The sequence below is a fragment of the Rhodococcus sp. 05-2254-5 genome (assembly GCF_002258575.1).
In the GTDB taxonomy this organism is placed as follows: Bacteria; Actinomycetota; Actinomycetes; order Mycobacteriales; family Mycobacteriaceae; genus Rhodococcoides; species Rhodococcoides fascians.
Genome location: NZ_NOZG01000029.1, coordinates 363,011 through 381,573, shown reverse-complemented (window position 1 = coordinate 381,573; position 18,563 = coordinate 363,011). Strand labels below are relative to the sequence as shown.

Annotated in this window: 18 protein-coding genes; 8 read left to right on the top strand and 10 right to left on the bottom strand. The window is 63.7% G+C overall.

Features of this window, described 5'->3' with window-relative positions; genetic code table 11:
- Positions 1–193: 193 nt before the first annotated feature.
- From ppk2 to CH278_RS21255, 3 genes are all read left to right on the top strand, one after another.
- On the top strand, positions 194–1,138 hold the full coding sequence (gene ppk2, locus CH278_RS21265) for a polyphosphate kinase 2 (protein WP_045840630.1): 945 nt from the start codon (positions 194–196) through the stop codon (positions 1,136–1,138).
- Between the two features lie 1,083 nt (positions 1,139–2,221).
- A complete protein-coding gene (locus CH278_RS21260; protein WP_027498426.1) occupies positions 2,222–3,055 on the top strand; it encodes an alpha/beta hydrolase family protein in 834 nt (277 codons plus the stop codon).
- 127 nt (positions 3,056–3,182) lie between these two features.
- Complete coding sequence (locus tag CH278_RS21255) at positions 3,183–4,199, top strand: alpha/beta hydrolase (protein WP_032373716.1); 1,017 nt, start codon at positions 3,183–3,185, stop codon at positions 4,197–4,199.
- Between the two features lie 2 nt (positions 4,200–4,201).
- Here CH278_RS21255 and CH278_RS21250 read toward each other — a convergent pair whose 3' ends face one another.
- Complete coding sequence (locus CH278_RS21250) at positions 4,202–6,271, bottom strand: prolyl oligopeptidase family serine peptidase (RefSeq protein ID WP_094622769.1); 2,070 nt, start codon at positions 6,269–6,271, stop codon at positions 4,202–4,204.
- Between the two features lie 114 nt (positions 6,272–6,385).
- Here CH278_RS21250 and lpdA point away from each other — a divergent pair, with 114 nt between their 5' ends.
- Positions 6,386–7,801: a dihydrolipoyl dehydrogenase gene (gene lpdA / locus CH278_RS21245; protein ID WP_032365160.1), complete on the top strand. Its 1,416-nt coding sequence runs from the start codon at positions 6,386–6,388 to the stop codon at positions 7,799–7,801.
- A gap of 70 nt (positions 7,802–7,871) precedes the next feature.
- Here lpdA and CH278_RS21240 read toward each other — a convergent pair whose 3' ends face one another.
- From CH278_RS21240 to CH278_RS21230, 3 genes are all read right to left on the bottom strand, one after another.
- Positions 7,872–8,921: a M48 family metallopeptidase gene (locus CH278_RS21240; protein WP_094622768.1), complete on the bottom strand. Its 1,050-nt coding sequence runs from the start codon at positions 8,919–8,921 to the stop codon at positions 7,872–7,874.
- Positions 8,922–9,039: 118 nt separating this feature from the next.
- Complete coding sequence (locus CH278_RS21235) at positions 9,040–9,804, bottom strand: class I SAM-dependent methyltransferase (RefSeq protein ID WP_256991888.1); 765 nt, start codon at positions 9,802–9,804, stop codon at positions 9,040–9,042.
- Positions 9,801–10,361, bottom strand: a complete 561-nt coding sequence (locus tag CH278_RS21230) for a carboxymuconolactone decarboxylase family protein (protein WP_027498420.1) — start codon at positions 10,359–10,361, stop codon at positions 9,801–9,803. The genes CH278_RS21235 and CH278_RS21230 overlap by 4 nt, the downstream gene beginning before the upstream one ends.
- Before the next feature lie 109 nt (positions 10,362–10,470).
- On the opposite strand from CH278_RS21230, the gene CH278_RS21225 reads away from it, so the two are divergent.
- A complete protein-coding gene (locus CH278_RS21225; RefSeq protein WP_032381218.1) occupies positions 10,471–11,400 on the top strand; it encodes an ABC transporter substrate-binding protein in 930 nt (309 codons plus the stop codon).
- Between the two features lie 4 nt (positions 11,401–11,404).
- On the opposite strand, the gene CH278_RS21220 is transcribed toward CH278_RS21225, so the two are convergent.
- The 6 genes from CH278_RS21220 to urtA all read right to left on the bottom strand — a co-directional run bounded on the left by CH278_RS21220 (position 11,405) and on the right by urtA (position 16,919).
- Positions 11,405–12,073, bottom strand: coding sequence for a GntR family transcriptional regulator (locus CH278_RS21220; RefSeq protein WP_094622767.1), 669 nt, complete (start codon positions 12,071–12,073; stop codon positions 11,405–11,407).
- An 11-nt stretch (positions 12,074–12,084) separates the two neighbouring features.
- A complete protein-coding gene (gene urtE / locus CH278_RS21215; protein ID WP_032373723.1) occupies positions 12,085–12,777 on the bottom strand; it encodes an urea ABC transporter ATP-binding subunit UrtE in 693 nt (230 codons plus the stop codon).
- Positions 12,770–13,600, bottom strand: coding sequence for an urea ABC transporter ATP-binding protein UrtD (urtD, locus tag CH278_RS21210; RefSeq protein ID WP_027498416.1), 831 nt, complete (start codon positions 13,598–13,600; stop codon positions 12,770–12,772). Before urtD ends, urtE begins: the two co-directional genes overlap by 8 nt.
- Complete coding sequence (gene urtC, locus CH278_RS21205; protein WP_027498415.1) at positions 13,597–14,688, bottom strand: urea ABC transporter permease subunit UrtC; 1,092 nt, start codon at positions 14,686–14,688, stop codon at positions 13,597–13,599. The genes urtD and urtC overlap by 4 nt, the downstream gene beginning before the upstream one ends.
- Complete coding sequence (gene urtB, locus CH278_RS21200; protein WP_027498414.1) at positions 14,685–15,569, bottom strand: urea ABC transporter permease subunit UrtB; 885 nt, start codon at positions 15,567–15,569, stop codon at positions 14,685–14,687. The genes urtC and urtB overlap by 4 nt, the downstream gene beginning before the upstream one ends.
- Before the next feature lie 72 nt (positions 15,570–15,641).
- Complete coding sequence (gene urtA / locus CH278_RS21195; RefSeq protein WP_094622766.1) at positions 15,642–16,919, bottom strand: urea ABC transporter substrate-binding protein; 1,278 nt, start codon at positions 16,917–16,919, stop codon at positions 15,642–15,644.
- Between the two features lie 181 nt (positions 16,920–17,100).
- Here urtA and CH278_RS21190 point away from each other — a divergent pair, with 181 nt between their 5' ends.
- The 3 genes from CH278_RS21190 (at position 17,101) to CH278_RS21180 (ending at position 18,483) form a co-directional block, all read left to right on the top strand.
- Positions 17,101–17,313 (top strand): helix-turn-helix transcriptional regulator, encoded by a 213-nt coding sequence (locus CH278_RS21190; RefSeq protein WP_027498412.1) that lies wholly within the window; start codon positions 17,101–17,103, stop codon positions 17,311–17,313.
- On the top strand, positions 17,310–17,831 hold the full coding sequence (locus tag CH278_RS21185) for a hypothetical protein (RefSeq protein ID WP_094622765.1): 522 nt from the start codon (positions 17,310–17,312) through the stop codon (positions 17,829–17,831). The genes CH278_RS21190 and CH278_RS21185 overlap by 4 nt, the downstream gene beginning before the upstream one ends.
- Positions 17,832–18,054: 223 nt before the next feature.
- Complete coding sequence (locus CH278_RS21180) at positions 18,055–18,483, top strand: hypothetical protein (protein ID WP_052056973.1); 429 nt, start codon at positions 18,055–18,057, stop codon at positions 18,481–18,483.
- Positions 18,484–18,563: the final 80 nt, after the last annotated feature.

Below are 18,563 nucleotides of genomic sequence, written 5' to 3'. Positions count from 1 at the left end.
CGATATGCAAGTTCGGTGACTTTTACGACGCAGACGCTCGACCTGTTGTCGGCGCGAGGATTACGGTCGGATGTGTCGGTCGCTTCCGGTCCGTCCCCCTTGCAGACCGGAAGCGTGTCCGATGCGTCCGGTTGCGCTCGGTGTTCACCGAATCGCCATGGACCGGTCACCGATGAGCACTAACTTTCGGCGCATGACCGACTTCGATCTCCGCAACGGCGTGGCTGCACGCAAGAATCTCAGCGACGTGCGGGACATCACGACCGCCGTGGATCTTGCCGATACTTCGGGGTTCGTCGTCGACGACTCCGATGACGACGACCCGGTGCTGCTGACGGTACCGGGCGGTCACGTCGTCGACACGTGGCGGGAGAACTACCCCTACGACGAGCGTATGACCCGCGCCGAGTACGAACTCGAAAAGCGGCTGCTGCAAATCGAACTGCTCAAGCTGCAGATGTGGTCCAAGGACACCGGACGACGCCACGTCATCATCTTCGAGGGTCGCGACGCCGCCGGTAAGGGCGGCACGATCAAGCGGTTCATGGAGCACCTCAATCCCCGCGGCGCACGCGTCGTCGCGTTGGAGAAGCCGTCGGTGCGGGAGTCGACGGAGTGGTATTTCCAGCGGTACATCGGGCATCTGCCTGCGGCCGGCGAAATTGTGATGTTCGACAGGTCTTGGTACAACCGTGCCGGTGTCGAACGGGTCATGGGGTTCTGCACCGAGGAGCAGCATGCACAGTTCGTTCGGCAGGCACCGCTGTTCGAGCAGATGTTGGTGGACGAGGGCATCAGCTTGACCAAGTTCTGGTTCTCGGTGTCGCAGCACGAGCAGCGCACTCGCTTCGCGATCCGGCAGGTGGATCCGGTACGGCAGTGGAAACTGTCGCCGATGGATCTTGCGTCACTGGACAAGTGGGATGCGTACACCGCTGCGAAGGAAGAGAACTTCCGCGCCACCGATACCGACGTAGCACCGTGGACCGTGGTGAAGAGCAACGACAAGAAGCGCGCGCGGATCAACGCGATGCGGTTCGTGCTCAACAAGTTCGACTACGCCAACAAGGACTCCGAGATCGTGGGCGAAACAGACCCGTTGCTCGTCGGTCGCGCGAAAGACGTGCTCGGAGAATAATTCTGGGCTACATACCGGGGTCTGCTCGGTGAACGTCCTGCGTCGCTTCGGTATCCGCGCAGTGAGTTCGTGCCGCGTTGTGCACCGCGACGGTGGTTGCGGTAGGAAAGTGGTAGGCCGTATTACCTACGGCTGTACGAAGAGACGAGCATCAGGAGTTCTCATGGGTTCAGCTGCGCAGTTCATCACCGACATTGCAACCGGAGTCTACGACGGCATCGTCGACGCGATCGTCGAGCAGATCGTCGGCGTGCTGACGTCGGGTAGCGCCGCGTAATTCGTCGGTCCACGAGTCGCGGTCGCTGTCGGGGGCGGCCGCGACTTTTCGTCTCCGTGACCGTTTTGTGACAGCTCACCAAGATTTCTGACTTTTCGATGCCAATGCGTGTACGAAACGTTATCCGTTCGGGTAGAAATCTTCATGCAGAGGTAATCGAGTGACGACCGTCACGTTCGATCTGCACATCCCTCGAACAACAAGGAGCCTGTCGCATGTCCGCTGAACTCGGTGACCTCTTGGCAATCTTCATCCAGCTCTTCTCGGGTATCAGTTCTTCCTCCGACTGACATCCCGGCTCCGCGCCGTAGGCCTCGGCCAGGACGGCAGACCGGAGCCGAATCGATGAACAGTAAGGCTCGCGACGCCGCGTCGGCGGCGAATCCCCTCTCTCGAAGGAGTTTTGATGGAATTTCTCTCGCTGTTGCTGCAGTTGCTCGCTGTCGGCAGCTCCGAAGGAACAGGTTCGGTCGTCAACATCCCCGGCACGCTCCCCAGCTGAAGCGCGACCCCGAAGCCGGGCCCGACTACCGTCGGGCCCGGTTTTCGTGGTTTCGAAGTGTCATTCGGTCGACCGAAATATCCTCCAGCGGTCGATGATTCGCCGCCGACCGGGTAGACCTGAACCTCATCCTCGATGCGCTCGGTATCGACGGTAATAGAGGTGGTGCCATGCTCGAAGCCGTAGTCGGATTCATCAACAGTCAATTGTTCTGGTTCAGCTGGTCGACCGGTAGCTACCACCCGATCATCCTGTGAGGTAGTGCCCTGGGGAAGGTGCGGTCGCACCGTCATAGGGTTGGCCGATGCAGACGGTTCCGATTCAGATGCCCGACGGTTCGACGGTGCCGGTGACGCTGTTTCCGAGTGAGGGCCGAGACGATGCGCCCGTCATCGTCGTTCTCCCGGGTCTCGGCATCCCCGGCGGCTACTACCGGCTGTTCGCCGAAGCGCTCGTCGCCCGCGGATTCCATGCTGCGATCGGCGATCTTCGGGGCCAGGGGGACAGTAAGCCGAAGCCGAGTTCGTCGAGCAGGTACGGATATCAGGAATTGGTCTCGGTCGACTTTCCGGCGATCTTCGAGGTGGTGCGCGAGCAGTTCCCCGCCGCGACCCCGTATCTGCTGGGCCACAGTATGGGCGGACAACTGGGCGCGATGTACGCCGCCCGAATTCGAGGCAGGCTCGGTGGCTTGATCCTGGTGGCGTCCGGGTCGCCGTACCACCGCGGTTTCGGCACCACTCGCGGGGTCCCGCTGTACTTCGGCGCGGCGGCGATGGCGATCACCAGCAACATCGCCGGGTTCTGGCCGGGGGACCGCATCGGGGTCGGCGGATTCGGTCGTCAATCACGAGTGTTGATCGACGACTGGTCGAGGTTCGCCCGAACGGGCTCGATCGAGCCGGCCGGTGCCGATATCGACTACGAGGAACGGATGGGCCGGCTGACCCTACCGGTGCTGGCAGTGACCATCGAGGGCGACGATCTGGCCCCCAAGGGTTCGATGGAGAATCTGACGGCCAAGCTTGCCAACGCCGACATCACCACCGAACACATCGACGAGCCGCTGGGCCACAACGGGTGGATCCGCAATCCCACCGCGGTGGCCGACCTGGTCGAGCGGTGGATGCACCGCTGACACAACCCCGTGCCGAACGATACGGTCGTTTGGACTAATTCATGCGATAAGTTCCAACTCCGCGCCCGTTCTGGTGTACAACGCTAGTGACTCAACTTCTGTTCTGCCGAAGATAGCGAGCACGTGTATGAACGGCCTGGGGGCTACAGCTCGTCGGATCGGTAGGGCTGTGCTCGTGGCCGCGTGTATCGCTGCGTCGGCCGCGCAGGGCACGGCCCTCGCCGCGCCCGACGCGTCGACGTCGTACGTGGTGCGTACGGAGGAGACCGATGCCGTCGCCATGACGGCGTTCGTGTACTCGGCCGCGATGGAGCGGATCATCCCCCTGAAGATTCTTCGATCGCCGGACCGTGCGGAACCGAGCCCTACCGTGTACCTGCTCAACGGCGCGGGCGGTGGGGTGGACGGTATGGACTGGTACACCCAGACCGATGTCGTGTCGTTCTTCGCGGACAAGAACGTCAATGTGGTCACTCCCGTCGGTGGGGCCTATTCCTACTACACGGACTGGCAGCACGACGATCGCGTGCTCGGCCGCAACAAGTGGGAGACCTTCCTGACCCGCGAACTGCCTCCACTCGTCGACCAGCTGCTGAAGACCAACGGCCGCAACGTCATTGCCGGAATCTCGATGGCTGCTACGTCGGTGCTCAATCTGGCGGCGCACAACCCCGGTCTCTTCCGGGCGGTCGGCTCCTACAGCGGGTGCGCCTCGACCACCGATCCGCTGGGCCGCGCGTACGTCAAGACCGTTGTATCGATGGCGCTCGGAGCCGACGTGAAGAACATGTGGGGCGCGGACGACGACCCCGACTGGGTGCGTAACGACGCCGTCGTCAACGCCGACAAGCTGCGCGGCACCGCGCTCTACATCTCCAACGGCAGTGGCCTGGCGGGGGCATCGGACACCTTCGACGGAACCAACCCCAACGGCCCCGGTTTCGTGCTGCTGAACCAGATGGTGGTGGGCGGTGCCATCGAGGTCGCCACCGGCGACTGCACCCGTCGACTGAAGAGCGCGCTCGAAAAGCTGGACATCCCAGCCCATTTCGAGCTACGGGAACGCGGCACGCACTCCTGGGGATACTGGCAGGACGATCTCCACAATTCCTGGCCGATGTTCGAGCAGGCTCTGGCCGACTGACATCACCGGCTCTCGAGGTGCCGCCACAGGAACTCGTACGTCAGTGCGGTCTTGAACGCCAGCTGCGCATTGTCCGACGCCCCACCGTGGCCGCCCTCGATGTTCTCGTAGTAGCTCACGTCCTGACCGAGCTCGGCCAGCCGCGCAGCCATCTTGCGCGCGTGTCCGGGATGGACTCGATCGTCTCGGGTGGACGTGGCGATGAGTATCGGTGGGTACTTCCGCTCGGACGCGGCCACGACGTTCTGGTACGGGGAGTACTGCGAGATGAACTCCCATTCGGCGGGGTCGTCGGGGTTGCCGTACTCGGCCACCCAGGACGCTCCCGCGAGCAACAGGTGGTACCGCTTCATATCCAGTAGCGGGACCTGACATACCAACGCCCCGAACAGTTCCGGGTACTTCGTTTCCATGATGCCCATCAGCAGGCCGCCGTTGCTGCCGCCCTGGGCGGCCAAGCGGTCGGCGGTGGTGATCCCTCGGGCCACCAAATCGCGCGCGACCGCGGCGAAGTCCTCGTGGACCAGATGCCGGCCCGCTCGCAACACCTGGGTGTGCCAGGACGGTCCGTACTCGCCGCCGCCGCGGATGTTGGCAACGACGTAGGTGCCGCCGCGCTCGAGCCACGTTCGACCCATCGCTCCGCTGTAGCCGGGCGTCATCGAGATCTCGAAGCCGCCGTAGCCGTACAGCAGTGTCGGGCCGGGGCCTGCGTCGCCGCGTCGGACGACGAAGTAGGGGATCGCGGTGCCGTCGTCCGACTCCGCGAAGAACTGCTGCACCGTCATGCCGTCCGCGTCGAAGAAGGCGGGAGCCTGCTTCAGTACCTCGAGCGCGCCGCCGACCGTGCCGACCAACAGCGTGGCCGGGGTGAGGTAACCCGAGGAGCCGAGGAAGAACTCGTCCCCGTTCTCCTCGGCGTCCGTACCGATGATCTCGGTCGACGCCAACTCCGACAGCCCGTCGACGGTGGTCGTATCCCACTCCGTCGTGCGCGTTTTGCGCCCCTCCAGGTACGCAAAACGCGCACGAGGGGTGAGCACATGCAGACGAGTGCGGACATCCTGCAGCGTCACCAGCAGCAGATGATTCTCGGTCCAGGCGTACTGATGCAGGGATGTGTGCTCGTCCGGAGTGAACAGAACCGCCAGAGATGCTGTGCCGCTCATGAATTGGTCGAAGTCGGCCGCGAGCAGAGCGCCCGCCGGATGGGTGACACCGTCGTAGGTCCACTCGGTCATCGTCCGAATCAGCAGCCAGTTCTCGTGGACCGACGTCGATGCGTCCGTCGGCGTCGGAATGCGGGTCACCGCCGTACCGTCGAGCACGTAGGTCTCGGAGTTGTAGAAGTCGGTGGACCGCTGCACGAAGTCGCGCTCGAATCCGGGCGTGCGGTCGTGCCACGCGGAGATCGAAATGTCCTGGGATTCGCCCTCGTAGACGGTCTCCGCGTCGGCGAGCGGGGTGCCCCGGTGCCATCGCTTGGTGATGCGCGGATAGCCGGATTCGGTCAGGGACCCCGGTCCGAAATCGGTGCCGACGAAGACCGTGTCGGCGTCGATCCAGCCGATATCGGTCTTGGCCTCGGGCAGCGTGAAACCGCCGTCCTCCGCAGCGCGGAACGTGCGGGAGTCGAGATCGAACTCGCGTACCACCGTCGCGTCGGCACCGCCTCGGGACAGCGTCACCAGAGCGCGCAGCTGGTCGGGGCGCAGTACCTGAGCGCCGCCCCACACCCAGTTCTCGCCCTCGTCGGCGGCCAGGGCATCGAGATCGAGCAGGACGTCCCATGCGGGTTCGTCCGTGCGGTACTCGTCCATCGTGGTGCGCCGCCACACCCCGCGGATGTGCTCGGCGTCGCGCCAGAAGTTGTAGAGGAACTGCCCGCGCCTGCGTGCGTACGGGATCCGCGCATCGGTGTCGAGAATCTCGCGTACACCCGCCACGGTGGCGTCGAAACGCTCGCCTGCCAGCGCCTGGATCGTCACCTCGTTCTTCTCGCGTACCCACGCGAGTGCGTCGTCGCCGGTGACGTCTTCGAGCCAGAGGTACGGGTCGTCCGAGAAAGCCATGGCACAGTTCTAGCAGCACACGTGCGGTCGGGTGCAGGACGCGTGCGAGGCTACCGGCTGGTAACGAAGACCAGGTCGAGACAGTGTCGGAGGGCACGACTACGCTGGGGACTCGTGACCTCACACTATGACGTCGTTGTCCTCGGAGCCGGTCCCGGTGGGTACGTCGCTGCTATCCGCGCGGCACAACTCGGACTCAGCACTGCCATCATCGAGAAGAAGTATTGGGGCGGTGTGTGCCTGAACGTGGGCTGCATCCCCTCGAAGGCGCTTCTCCGTAACGCCGAGCTGGCGCACCTCTTCACCAAGGAGGCCAAGCTGTTCGGTATCTCGGGTGAAGCATCCTTCGACTTCGGTGCAGCATTCGACCGCAGCCGCAAGGTCGCGGACGGACGCGTCAAGGGCATCCACTTCTTGATGAAGAAGAACAAGATCCCCGAGTACGACGGCCAGGGCACGTTCACCGATGCCAACACCATCGAGGTCGAACTGTCCAAGGGCGGCACCGAGACGATCACGTTCGACAACGCGATCATCGCGACCGGCAGCACCACCAAGCTGCTCCCGGGAACCGAGCTCAGCAAGAACGTCGTCACGTACGAAGAGCAGATCATGACCAAGGATCTGCCGGGATCGATCCTCATCGTCGGCGCGGGCGCCATCGGTATGGAGTTCGGGTACGTCCTGAAGAACTACGGAGTCGACGTCACCATCGTAGAGTTCCTCGATCGCGCGCTCCCCAACGAGGACAAGGACGTCTCGAAGGAGATCGAGAAGCAGTACAAGAAGCTCGGCGTCAAGGTCATCACCGGCGCGGGTGTGCAGAGCATCGACGACGACGGCTCCAAGGTCACCGTCGAGATCAAGCACAACAAGTCCGGTGAGAGCGAGACCTTCACCGTCGACAAGGTGATGCAGTCCGTCGGATTCGCTCCTCGCGTCGAGGGCTTCGGTCTCGAGAAGACCGGTGTCGAGCTCACCGATCGCGGTGCCATCGGCATCACGAACACGATGCAGACCAACGTCCCGCACATCTACGCCATCGGCGACGTCACCGCCAAGCTCCAGCTCGCCCACGTGGCGGAGGCGCAGGCCGTGGTGGCTGCCGAAACCATCGGCGGCGCAGAGACATTGCCGATCGACGACTACCGCATGATGCCGCGCGCCACGTTCTGCCAGCCGCAGGTCGCGAGCTTCGGTCTCACCGAGGACCAGGCCCGCGAAGAAGCGCAGGCTCGTGGATCCGACATCAAGGTCGCGAACTTCCCGTTCGCCGCCAACGGCAAGGCACACGGCCTGGGCGACGCGACGGGCTTCGTCAAGCTCATCGCCGACACCGAGCACGGTGAGCTGCTCGGTGGCCACCTCATCGGACCGGACGTCTCGGAGCTGCTGCCGGAGCTGACCCTGGCCCAGAAGTGGGACCTGACGGTCAACGAGCTGGCCCGCAACGTCCACACGCACCCGACGCTGTCGGAGGCACTGCAGGAAGCGATCCACGGCCTCGCAGGCCACATGATCAACTTCTGATCTCTGCTGTAGAACGACGAACGGCGGCGACCACCTCGGTGGTCGCCGCCGTTCGCTTAGTTCTGGGGTGCTAGGACTTTCGCCAGTGGTCGAATCGGCCCTTGATGTCCGACGCCACGTCACCGATTCCGTTGCCGACGGCGTCGACGGCACCGGTGAAGCCGCTGCCGATGTCGCGGACCGTCTTGATCAGCGGGTCCTCCGACGTGTCGAAGTTGTTTTTGTACGTGCGGGCCGCGTTACGGAACTCCTCCGACACCTTGGCCTCGTGGTCGGTGGACCGGCGTGGGTAGTCGCCACGAAGGATCGCCGCGTACTCGCCGGTGTCGACCCACTTCTTCAGTTCCGCAGCTCGCAGCACCGAGAACGGGTGCGAGAGGAGTTCGAGATTGAGCAGCTTGAGCACGCCGTCGCGCAGATCTCCACTGGCCTCGTACTCGGCGGCCTGAGCGAGGAAGGCGTCGACGTCGATTTCGCTGATACGTGCGCCGCCCGCCAACTTGAGCTGCACGCTGATCGCGGTGTGCACATCCTGTCCGCACAGCAAACCTGCTCTGTCGCCGGATAATTCGGATTTGCGCTGCCATTCCATCAGCCCCGCGATGACCGCGCGCAAGGCCCAGCCGCCCACCGGAACCCAGCCGACCGTGCCGGCGAGGCGCATCAGGTGCATGAGAACGGTGCGGTACACCGCGTGGCCGGACAGGGCGTGGCCCAGTTCGTGGCCGACCACGAATCGCTGTTCCTCGTAGGTCATGATGTCGAGCATGCCGGTGGTCAGGACGATGAACGGTCGATCCATCCCGATGGTGAACGCGTTGACCATCGGCGACTGAACCACGAACAGCTCCGGAGTTTCCTCCGCGCCGAGAATCTGCACACAATCGGCTCGAAGATCGTTCAGATCCTTGAACTGGCGTTCGTCGACACGCACCGCGGTGGCCAAGTACATCAGGCGATGCTGTCTCTCGCGCAGCAGTCCGGACAGCGTTCGCAGCACCGTGTCGAAGCCCTTGAGGGTGCGAAGAGTGACCAAGGCTGCTCGGTCCGAAGGGTGTTCCCAAGTGCGAGAGGAGATATCGGGAAACTCGATACGAGTACGGTCCGGTGCGTGTGTCACTGTGTGGCTCCCAGTCTGATCGGTCTGTTTGCCAAAGTATCAGTAAGAAGCCCTTCCGGTTCGTTCTTGACCACGGTCAGGTCTCGCATTGCCGGGGGGTGTAGCAGGGTCGGTAGCGCTAATTCTTGGTGGCACTGACGAATTGGGCGAGACCGCGGATGCCCTGCTCGATGTCGGTCATGCCCGCAGCAGCGAACATCTCGGTGAACTGCCCCTTCGGGAACATGCGTACCCCGACGGCGGCAGATCCCAGGCCGACGACGGTACGCAGCGGTGCCAGGCCCAGTTCACAGCTGGTCATGATGGCGATGCGTCCACCCGGTCGCAGGACGCGGATGAGCTCGTCGACCACCTGCAGTGGATGTGGCACGAGATACAGTGCGGCATAACAGCATACGGCGTCGAATGTCGCGTCGGCGTACGGGAGTTCGGCCGCATCGCCGCGAACGTATGCCGCACGCGGCCCCCGATTGTCGCGCACTGCACGAGCGATCATGGCCTCGGAGATATCGAAGCCGACGGCGATACCGTCCTCGGTCAGCTGCTCCGACAGGAACCTGGTGAAGTTGCCGGGGCCGCAGGCGACGTCCAGGACTCGCTGTGGCCCGTGTAACCGCAAGTCGGCGACGGCCTTGGCGCGTTCGGCGGACATGGGCAGCCCGCCGATTCCCATCATCGATACGCCGAACGGTCGCCAGATGTTCTCGTAGATCGCCGCGACACCGCGGTTGTTCATCGCTCGGCTGGCCATCGTCGGATTGGGGGCCTTGGCGTCGTCCATGAGTTCGACGTAGTCGCCGTCGATCCGGGCGCTCGTGCGGACCGACTCCGGTTCGATCATCGCCAGAGCGCGGCGCAGTGCAGTCTCGGGTGTCTCGTTCATCGTCGTGGCGGCCGGTCGCCGTAGTCGCGTTCGACGCGGAGGGTGCCCAGTGTGGTTGCGAGCCCGTCGTATTGGGTGACCAGCAAGACGAATTCGATGAGGCGACGTTCGTCGAACTGGGTCGCCAGTTCGGACCACGTGGCGTCGGTGAGCGTCTTGGTCTCGATCAGCTCGTCGACGGCAGTGAGGATGGTGCGGTAGCGAGTCGACAGCCCAGGGGCGTGCGGGCCGGTCATGATCAGCTCGAGCAGGTCTCGGTCGATGCCGGCTCGACGGCCCAGGCGGATGTGGTGGTCCATCTCGTATGCCGATTCGCGCAGGTGCGCCACCCGGAGAATCACCATTTCCGATTCCTTGCGGGAGATCTTTCCGCCCGGCATCAGATGGCCGCTGTAGAACAGCCACGCCCGGTACAGGCCACCGGTTCGACCGAGAGTGGTGAACAGGTGGGGGTTGGGTACTCCCGCGCCTTTGGCGATGACCTTGCAGATGACCCAGTTGACGGGGCCGAGAGTGCGGGCGGTACCGGACGGAATGCGAGGAGTGGTCACGATCACATCTTACCGACTGGTAGCTCCGCCGCTCGGGGACGCGGCGGGGTGATGATCTGGAGGGTAGGCTAACCTCCTTTGTGTCTCGCATTGTTCTACCCGGAGGTCCCTCGAAGTGGTGCAGTTCAAGCTCGGTCTGACAGCGTTGGCCATCACCGCGCTCGCGGTGGCGGCAGGAGCGACGGCATGCTCGTCGGCCGATACCGCCGACGGGTCCGCCGGCGAAGCGACTCGAACGGTCGAGACCGTTCGAGGCTCGATCGACGTTCCCGACAATCCTCTGCGGGTCGTCACCCTGGAACCGGTGGAACTCGACACCACGGTCGCGCTCGGCATCGTGCCCGTCGGCACGGCGGTGCTCAGCGAAACTGCCGGTGTACCGACCTATCTCGGTACGGAAGCGGCCGGCATCGCCACGGTCGGCACCGTGGCCGAACCGACCATCGAGGACATTGCGGCCGCGCAACCCGACCTCATTCTCGGGACGGAGACTCGGCACGCGCAGTACTACGACCAACTCTCCGCCATCGCGCCGACGGTGTTCATCGCCTCCCAGTCCGATCCGTGGCGCGACAGTGTCCGATTCGTCGGGCGCGTTCTCGGCAAGGAAGCGAAGGCCGAGGAACTGCTCACCGCCTACGACGACCGGTGCGCCGAGATCGCCGAAAAGCACGACACCGCCGGGAAAACAGCGCAATTGATCAGGCCGCGCAGTGGTGAGCTGACCCTGTACGGGCCGTCGTCGTTCGCCGGAAGCACGCTCGAATGCGCCGGATTCACCACCCCGCCGCGGCCGGAATGGGCCGACGAGATCTCGGTCGACCTCTCGCCCGAGCTCGCGGCTCAGGCGGCAGCGGACCTGATCGTCGTCACCGCCGACAACCCGTCGGACCCCGCCGCGATCCCGTCGTCGATCACCGCCAACGCTGCGGCACTGCCCAACCCGCACGCGGTGGACCTGTCGTACTGGATCACCGGCGTCGGGCCCATGGGCGGGCAAACCGTGCTAGACGACATCGATCGTATTCTGTCGGCTTCCAACTGACGCGTCAGATTCGGACCGCGCCGGCCAACGCCGCTGCCTGACGGGCGCGCTCGACCACTCGGTCGCGGGACGAATCGATATGTGCAACAAGCATATTCAGCGCCGTGTCCAGCTGCCCGGCCAGTAGGTGCTCGACGATCGCGAGATGTTCATCGATCGCCGAGACCACGGCCGAGGCGTCGAGACCACCGAGAATACGCACGGGCCGCACCTTGGCGTTGACGGCGCACAGGGCCTCGGTCAGAGCCGCATTGCCCGAAGCGGCCGACAACGCGACATGGAACTGCTCGTCCATGGCGACCATGTCGTCGGTGGTCTCCGGTGGGTGCGCACGCAGCCCGGCCCACGTCGCCGCCAACGCCGACAAGGCAGCCCGATCGAAGGACTGCGGCGTCGAGCGAGTGATTCCGCGGGACTCGAGAGTCGACCGCAGTTCGTACAGATCCGGTAGGTCGCCGAGCCGGGGACGATAGGGATGCAGACCGGCCTCGTCGCGCACGACCAGACCGTCGGCTTGCAGACGTGCCAGCGCCTCCCGCACAGGCGTGCGCGAGACGCCGTACAGCTCGGCGAGACGCTCCTCGCCGAGCCGTTCCGTGGAGCCGATCGCACCGGAGATCAGATCCCGGCGCAGTGACGAATAGACCTTCTCGCGAAGGTCCTTGCGCGGCACGATACGCCCGGTCAGATCGCCATGGCTGCGCGCACGTCGGCCTCGGAATCGGATCCGCCCACACCGGTGGACGTGATCCGGCCGGCCTCGAGAATGTAGTACTTCTGGGCAGATTCCAATGCGAAGCCGATGTGCTGCTCCACCAACAGAACTCCGAGACCGCCGCGGCGGGTGAGCTCGATGACGGTGCGCTCGATCTCGGCGACGACCGACGGCTGAATACCCTCGGTCGGCTCGTCGAGAATCAGCATCCGCGGTTCGGTGATCAATGCTCGTGCGATGGCGAGCTGTTGGCGCTGGCCGCCGGACAGTAGGCCGGCTCTGCGATTCAGCAATTCCTTCAGCGCCGGAAAGAGGTCGAGTGCCTCGTCGATCAGTGCCTTGCCGCGCTTGCGCCCGTCGGCCACCACCTGCAGATTCTCCGCTGTCGTCAACTGACCGAACGACTGCTGGCCCTGTGGCACGTACGCCAGTCCGCGGGCGACGCGGGCGCTGGGCCGCAACGCACTGACGTCCTCACCGTCGAACATGACCTTGCCCGAGTTCACTTTCAACAGCCCGACCGCCGCGCGCAGCAGCGTCGTCTTGCCCGCACCGTTGTGGCCCATCACCGCCGCGACACCGTCGGCCGGAACCGTCAGCGACGCACCGTGAACGACCTCGCTGCGGCCGTAACCTGTTCTGACGTCGACCAGTTCAAGCATGATCGGCTCCCTCTTCTGCGATGTGCTCGAGTTCCTCGCCCGCCGCGGCGGTGCCGAGGTAGACCTGCTGAACCTTCGGATCGGCCTGCACCTCGGCCACGGTGCCCTCGGCCAGAACGCGTCCGGCCGCCAGTACTGTCACCGAGGTCGCGAACATCCGCATGAAGTCCATGTCGTGCTCCACCACCACCACGGTCCGTTCACCGCCGATGCGTTGCAGCAGCTGGCCCGTCTCCTCACGTTCCTCGTGGCTCATGCCGGCGACCGGCTCGTCGAGAAGGAGCACATCGGCGTTCTGCACCAACAACATTCCGATCTCTAGCCACTGCTTCTGGCCGTGCGCCAGAATTCCTGCGGCCTTGTCTCTCTGGGCCGTCAGGCCGATCGTCTCGAGGGCCTCCTCGATCTGCGGCAGAACCGATGCCCGACGGCGCAACATCGTCAGCACGGATCGTCCGGACCCAGCGGCGATGTCCAGGTTCTGCAGCACCGTCAAATTTTCGAAGATGCTGGCCGTCTGGAAGGTTCGACCGATACCGAGCCGGGCGATCTGATGCACCTTCTTGCCCAGCAGTTCCACTCCGGACTTGGTGACAGAGCCGGTGGCCGGAACGAGACCGGTGATGGCGTCGATCAGCGTGGTCTTGCCGGCTCCGTTCGGTCCGATGAGGAAGCGAAGATCGCCCTGCATCAGCGTCAGATCGACGTTGGTGTTGGCCTTGAAGCCGTCGAAACTGACTGTCAGATCGCGGACTTCGAGGTACTGACTGGACATGCCGGCGTTGCCGCCGAACGTGGGCTGCGGGCCTTCGACATGGATCATCGTGCGAGCTCTTTCTCTGGTTCCGCGCTGGCCTCGGGGACCGATTCGGGCTCTTTCTTTCGCTTGCGCAGTGCGAAGAGTCCGGCGATGCCGGCGGGGAAGAATCCGACGACCACGACGAACAGCAGACCCTGCGCGTACGTCCAACCGGACGGGAACTGCTCGGACAGCGTGGTCTGCGCCCACGCGACTCCGAGCGCGCCGAGAACCGGGCCGAGCAGAGTGGTGCGGCCGCCGATGGCGACGCCGATGAGAAACGCGATGGACGGAACGATGCCGACGTCGTTGGGGGAGATGATGCCGACAATCGGGACGAACAGCGCCCCGGCGAGACCGGCGAAGAACGCTGCGGCGACGTACGCGACGATCTTCACGTTCGCCGGGTCGTAGCCGAGGAAGCGCACTCGCTCTTCCTGATCGCGGACGGCCACCAGTAGTTCGCCGTAGCGCGAATACATCAGCTGGCGGGTGATGGCGACGACGACGAGCAGTACGCCGGCAGCGATGAAGAACAGCATCTGCTTGTTGGCCGGGTCGTTGAGGTTGAACCCGAAAAACGTGCGGAACCTGTTGAGCCCGTTGGATCCACCGGTGGTCTGCTGTCCGATGAGCAGGATCGCGAAGGCGGCGGCCAGTGCCTGACTGAGGATCGCGAAGTACGCGCCCTTGACGCGACGCTTGAACACGCCGAGGCCGAGCACCAGCGCCACCAGTGCCGGCACGAACAGGATGCCCAGGATCGTCGTGATGGGCGAGGTGAACGGCAGCCAGTACGAGGGCAATTCACGGATGCCGGCGATGGACATGAAGTCCGGTACCGCGTCGCCGCGCAGATCGGCGTCGGAGATCTTCAGATGCATAGCCATGATGTAGGCACCGATGCCGAAGAAGACACCCTGGCCGAGGGTGAGCATTCCGCCTCGGCCCCAGGCCAATCCGATACCGACAGCCACGATCGCGTAGCAGATGAACTTGCCCAGCAGATTCAACCGGAAGTCGCTGAGGACGGCGGGCGCCACAGCGAACAACAGGATTGCGGCGAGCGCGAAACCCAGCAGAGCGCCGCGCTTGGCGATGAACTCGCTCATACCAGGCTCCTTGTCTTGACGGCGAACAAGCCCTGCGGGCGGGCCTGCAGGAAGATCACGATGAGGACGAACACGATGACCTTGGCGATCGAGGCCGTGGTGCTGTATTCGATGAACGAGTTGAGGATTCCGAGGGCGAAGGCGGCGATCACCGCGCCCTTGATCTGGCCGAGTCCACCGACGACGACCACCAGGAAGGCGTCGATCAGGTAGCTCTGTCCCACAGTGGAACTCGTGGATCCGATCAGAGTCAGTGCCACGCCCGCGACACCCGCCAAACCGGAGCCGAGGAAGAACGTCGAGATGTCGGTCCTGCGGCTCGAGATGCCCGAGGTTTCCGCGAGATCGCGGTTCTGCACCACCGCGCGGATGCGTCGACCCATTGCGGTCTTCTTCAGCGCGATCGACAGTGCGACGACGGCGACGACCGCCAGCACGAGAATGAAGATTCGGGTCTTGGGCACCACGGCACCGAGGATGTCGACGCCGCCGCTCAGCCATTCCGGCGAGACGACGTTGACCGCCGGGGCACCGAAGATGTCGCGAGCGAGCTGTTGCAGGATGAGCCCGACGCCGAACGTGACGAGCAGGGTGTCCAGTGGACGGTGGTACATGCGCTGGATCAGCGTCACCTCGAGCAGCACACCCATTGCGCCGCCGACGAGGAAGCCGACGATGAGCGAGATGAACAGTGATGCGCCGCCGGTCGAGACGATCTGCTGCACTACGTAGGCCGTGTACGAGCCGGCCATGATGAACTCGCCGTGTGCCATGTTGATGACGCCCATCTGACCGAACGTCAGTGAGAGCCCGAGGGCGGCGAGCAAGAGAATGGATCCGATCGACAGGCCGGTGAACAACTGTCCGATCACGACGTCCATGGGGGAGCTCCTTCGGAGCATGTGAGTGGAACTTCGTAGCAGGCTACGAAGTTCCACTCACATGGGTGGTGGTCAGTTGAGGTCGGAGGCCCAGTCGTAGGTCTCGAGGAACGGGTCGGGAGCGATGGCCTCGGGGGACTCCCACACCGTGTAGATCAAGCCGTCGGGCCGGATCTCACCGATGCGGGCAGTCTTGGAGATGTGGTGGTTGTCGCCGTCGATGACGACCTCGCCCTCGGGAGCGGCGAAGCTGACACCGTCGGCTGCGGCCTGAATGTCGGCCACCGCGAACGAATTTGCCTTCTCGACGGTGTTCTTCCACAGGTATACCGAGGTGTACGCGGCTTCCATGGGGTCCGAGGTGGGCTTGTCGGCACCGTACTTCGCCTTGTAGTCGGCGACGAACTTGGTGTTCTCCGGGCTGTCGACGGTCTGGTAGTAGTTCCAGGCAGTCAGCTGGCCCGCGATGTTCGCGGCTCCGATGCCCGCCACCTCTTCCTCGGCGATGGACACCGAGATGACCGGCATGTCAGCAGCTTTGAGACCGGCGTTGGTGTACTCACGGAAGAATGCGACGTTGGAATCACCGTTGAGCGTGTTGAACACGGCATCGGCGTCGGCGGAGCGGACCTTGTTGACGATGGTGGAGAAGTCCGTCGAACCGAGCGGGGTGTAATCCTCGCCCTTGATCTCGATACCGTTGGCGGCCGCATACGCCTTGATCTCGCGGTTGGCGGTCTGCGGGAACACGTAGTCGCTGCCCACCAGGTAGAGGGACTTGACGCCCTTCTCCTTCAGGTAGTCCAGGGCCGGGATGATCTGCTGGTTGGTGGTGGCTCCGGTGTAGAAGATGTTCTTCGACGCCTCGAGGCCCTCGTACTGCACGGGGTAGTAGAGGAGTGCGTCGTTGTCCTCGAACACCGGCAGCATCGCCTTGCGCGACGATGACGTCCAGCCACCGAAAACTGCTGCGACACAGTCGCTGCTGATGAGTTTCTCGGCCTTCTCGGCGAACACGGTCGGCTCGGATGCGCCGTCCTCTGCGACGACCTCGATCTGCTTTCCGTTGACGCCGCCTGCCGCATTGATCTGCTCGACGGCCAGTGCGATCGAATCACGCACTGTCACTTCGCTGATCGCCATCGTGCCGGACAGGGAGTTGAGCGAGCCGACCTTGATGGTGTCACCGGAGGTGTCCACACACGAGGTGGACGAGCCTCCGCCGCCATCGGCGGTGGTGGTGTCGCTCGCCTTGCTACCGCAGGCAGTGGCAACCAGGCTCAATGCAGCCAGTGCTGCGGGAACGACCATGACGCGCTTGACGGACATGCGCTTCGAGACAGCAGGCATCTACGGCCCTTTCGGAAAGTGTGTATACGGAGATGTATTCGCGATTGCGAACAGTAAAGGCAACTTATTGCGTTGGTATTTTCTGCGGTGACGAGTCTGTTTCTCGCGTTACGACTGGGTAAAGGCGAGCTAATGACAAGACTGCTTGACATTTTGTGACAAGCGGAGTTGACTTTTTGTCATGCCCGGATCCAACAACGTTCGCGCGCATCGCAAACAGGCACGCATCACGCAGGCCGAACTCGGCACCATCTGCGGAGTCAGCCGGCAGAGCATCGTCTCCGTCGAGGGCGGCGACTACGCACCGAGCGTGTACCTGGCACTGCGACTGGCCCGAGCACTCGACACGACAGTCGAAACACTGTTCGGCGACGACGAAGGGAAACGAACATGAGCGCATTCACCAAAGCTGCCCGCTTCGTGGGAGATCTGGACGACGACTTCTACGCCGACGAACTACAACGCGACATCTGGAACGAGGCCTCGGCCGTCGGCTTGCAGTGTTTGCTGTGGATTGGGTTCATCTCGGCGGCGATTCTGCCGTACGCGGCGGGTGTCACCGGGGCATGGATCGCAATCGGGATCATCGTCACTCTCCTTGCTGTCTCCTACGTGGTAATTGGGTACTCCCGAGCTCGGGGGGTCGAAGTGCAGAGCGCTCAGCAATGGCTCCGCGCGAGATTTGCGGTCTTCATCGTTCTGTACTTGCTGGGTGTGGGTGGAGCGTTCGTACGGCTGCTCGGTCGCTACGTGAGCGGCGATCTCGGGTCCGTCTGGATCGGGGCGGCTATCGGTGTACCGCTGGGGATCGCCGGCGCTGTAGTGGGCGTCAAGCGCAAGCAGCGGAAACAGCGAAAGGCCGAGCATGCCGCCGAGCTGGCCGAGCAGCGGGCTTTCGATACGGACGAATGAATTGGGTCTCGAATGTGTCGCACGATCTGTTACAGGGTGCAAGGATGCGTAAAGGCTTCGGTTGGACCGTCTCCGTTTCGCAGATTTGCAGGCCGGAGGGTATGTTCTGACCGATGACATCGCGATTTCCCGGTGTTGCGGCTGTAGGGGTGCTGTTCGGCGGCGGTTTCGGTAACGCGGACGGATGCACGTTCGATGTAAAGGGAGGCTCGGGTGGACGGCGATGACGACGTGTAATACCAATCCGTCCTCCGTCGCGCCACGAAGTACCAACGAGACCGTGTCGGGCGTCCACCCTCCGGTGGAGCATGCAAACAGGGAAGTCGAGACCGTGCGCAGAGAAAAGAGCTACCTCAGACTCGTAGGGTCGAGCACTCCCACGATCGAGGTTCTGGGCGGCCCCAGAACCATCACCGTCGATGTGGACAACGTTTTTCCGGGTCAGGTATGCGAGGTCCTGCACAACGGCATGCTGTCGCTGAGCCCACGCGTCGTCGTGGAAGACAACGCGACGAGCATCACGATCACCACGTTCGCGCTCAAGCCGGGTGAGTACAACGTCTCGCTGCGTCTGGACGGACGCCTGGATTGCGTCACCGAATCGCAGACTGCTGTCGTCGGCGAGCAGTTCGAGGTCCGACGTAGCTCTTAGGCCGGACACAGCTCTTAGGCCGACGACGGATCGGTCAACACAAGACAGCGAAGCGGCGCGTAGCTCAGGTGAGCTACGCG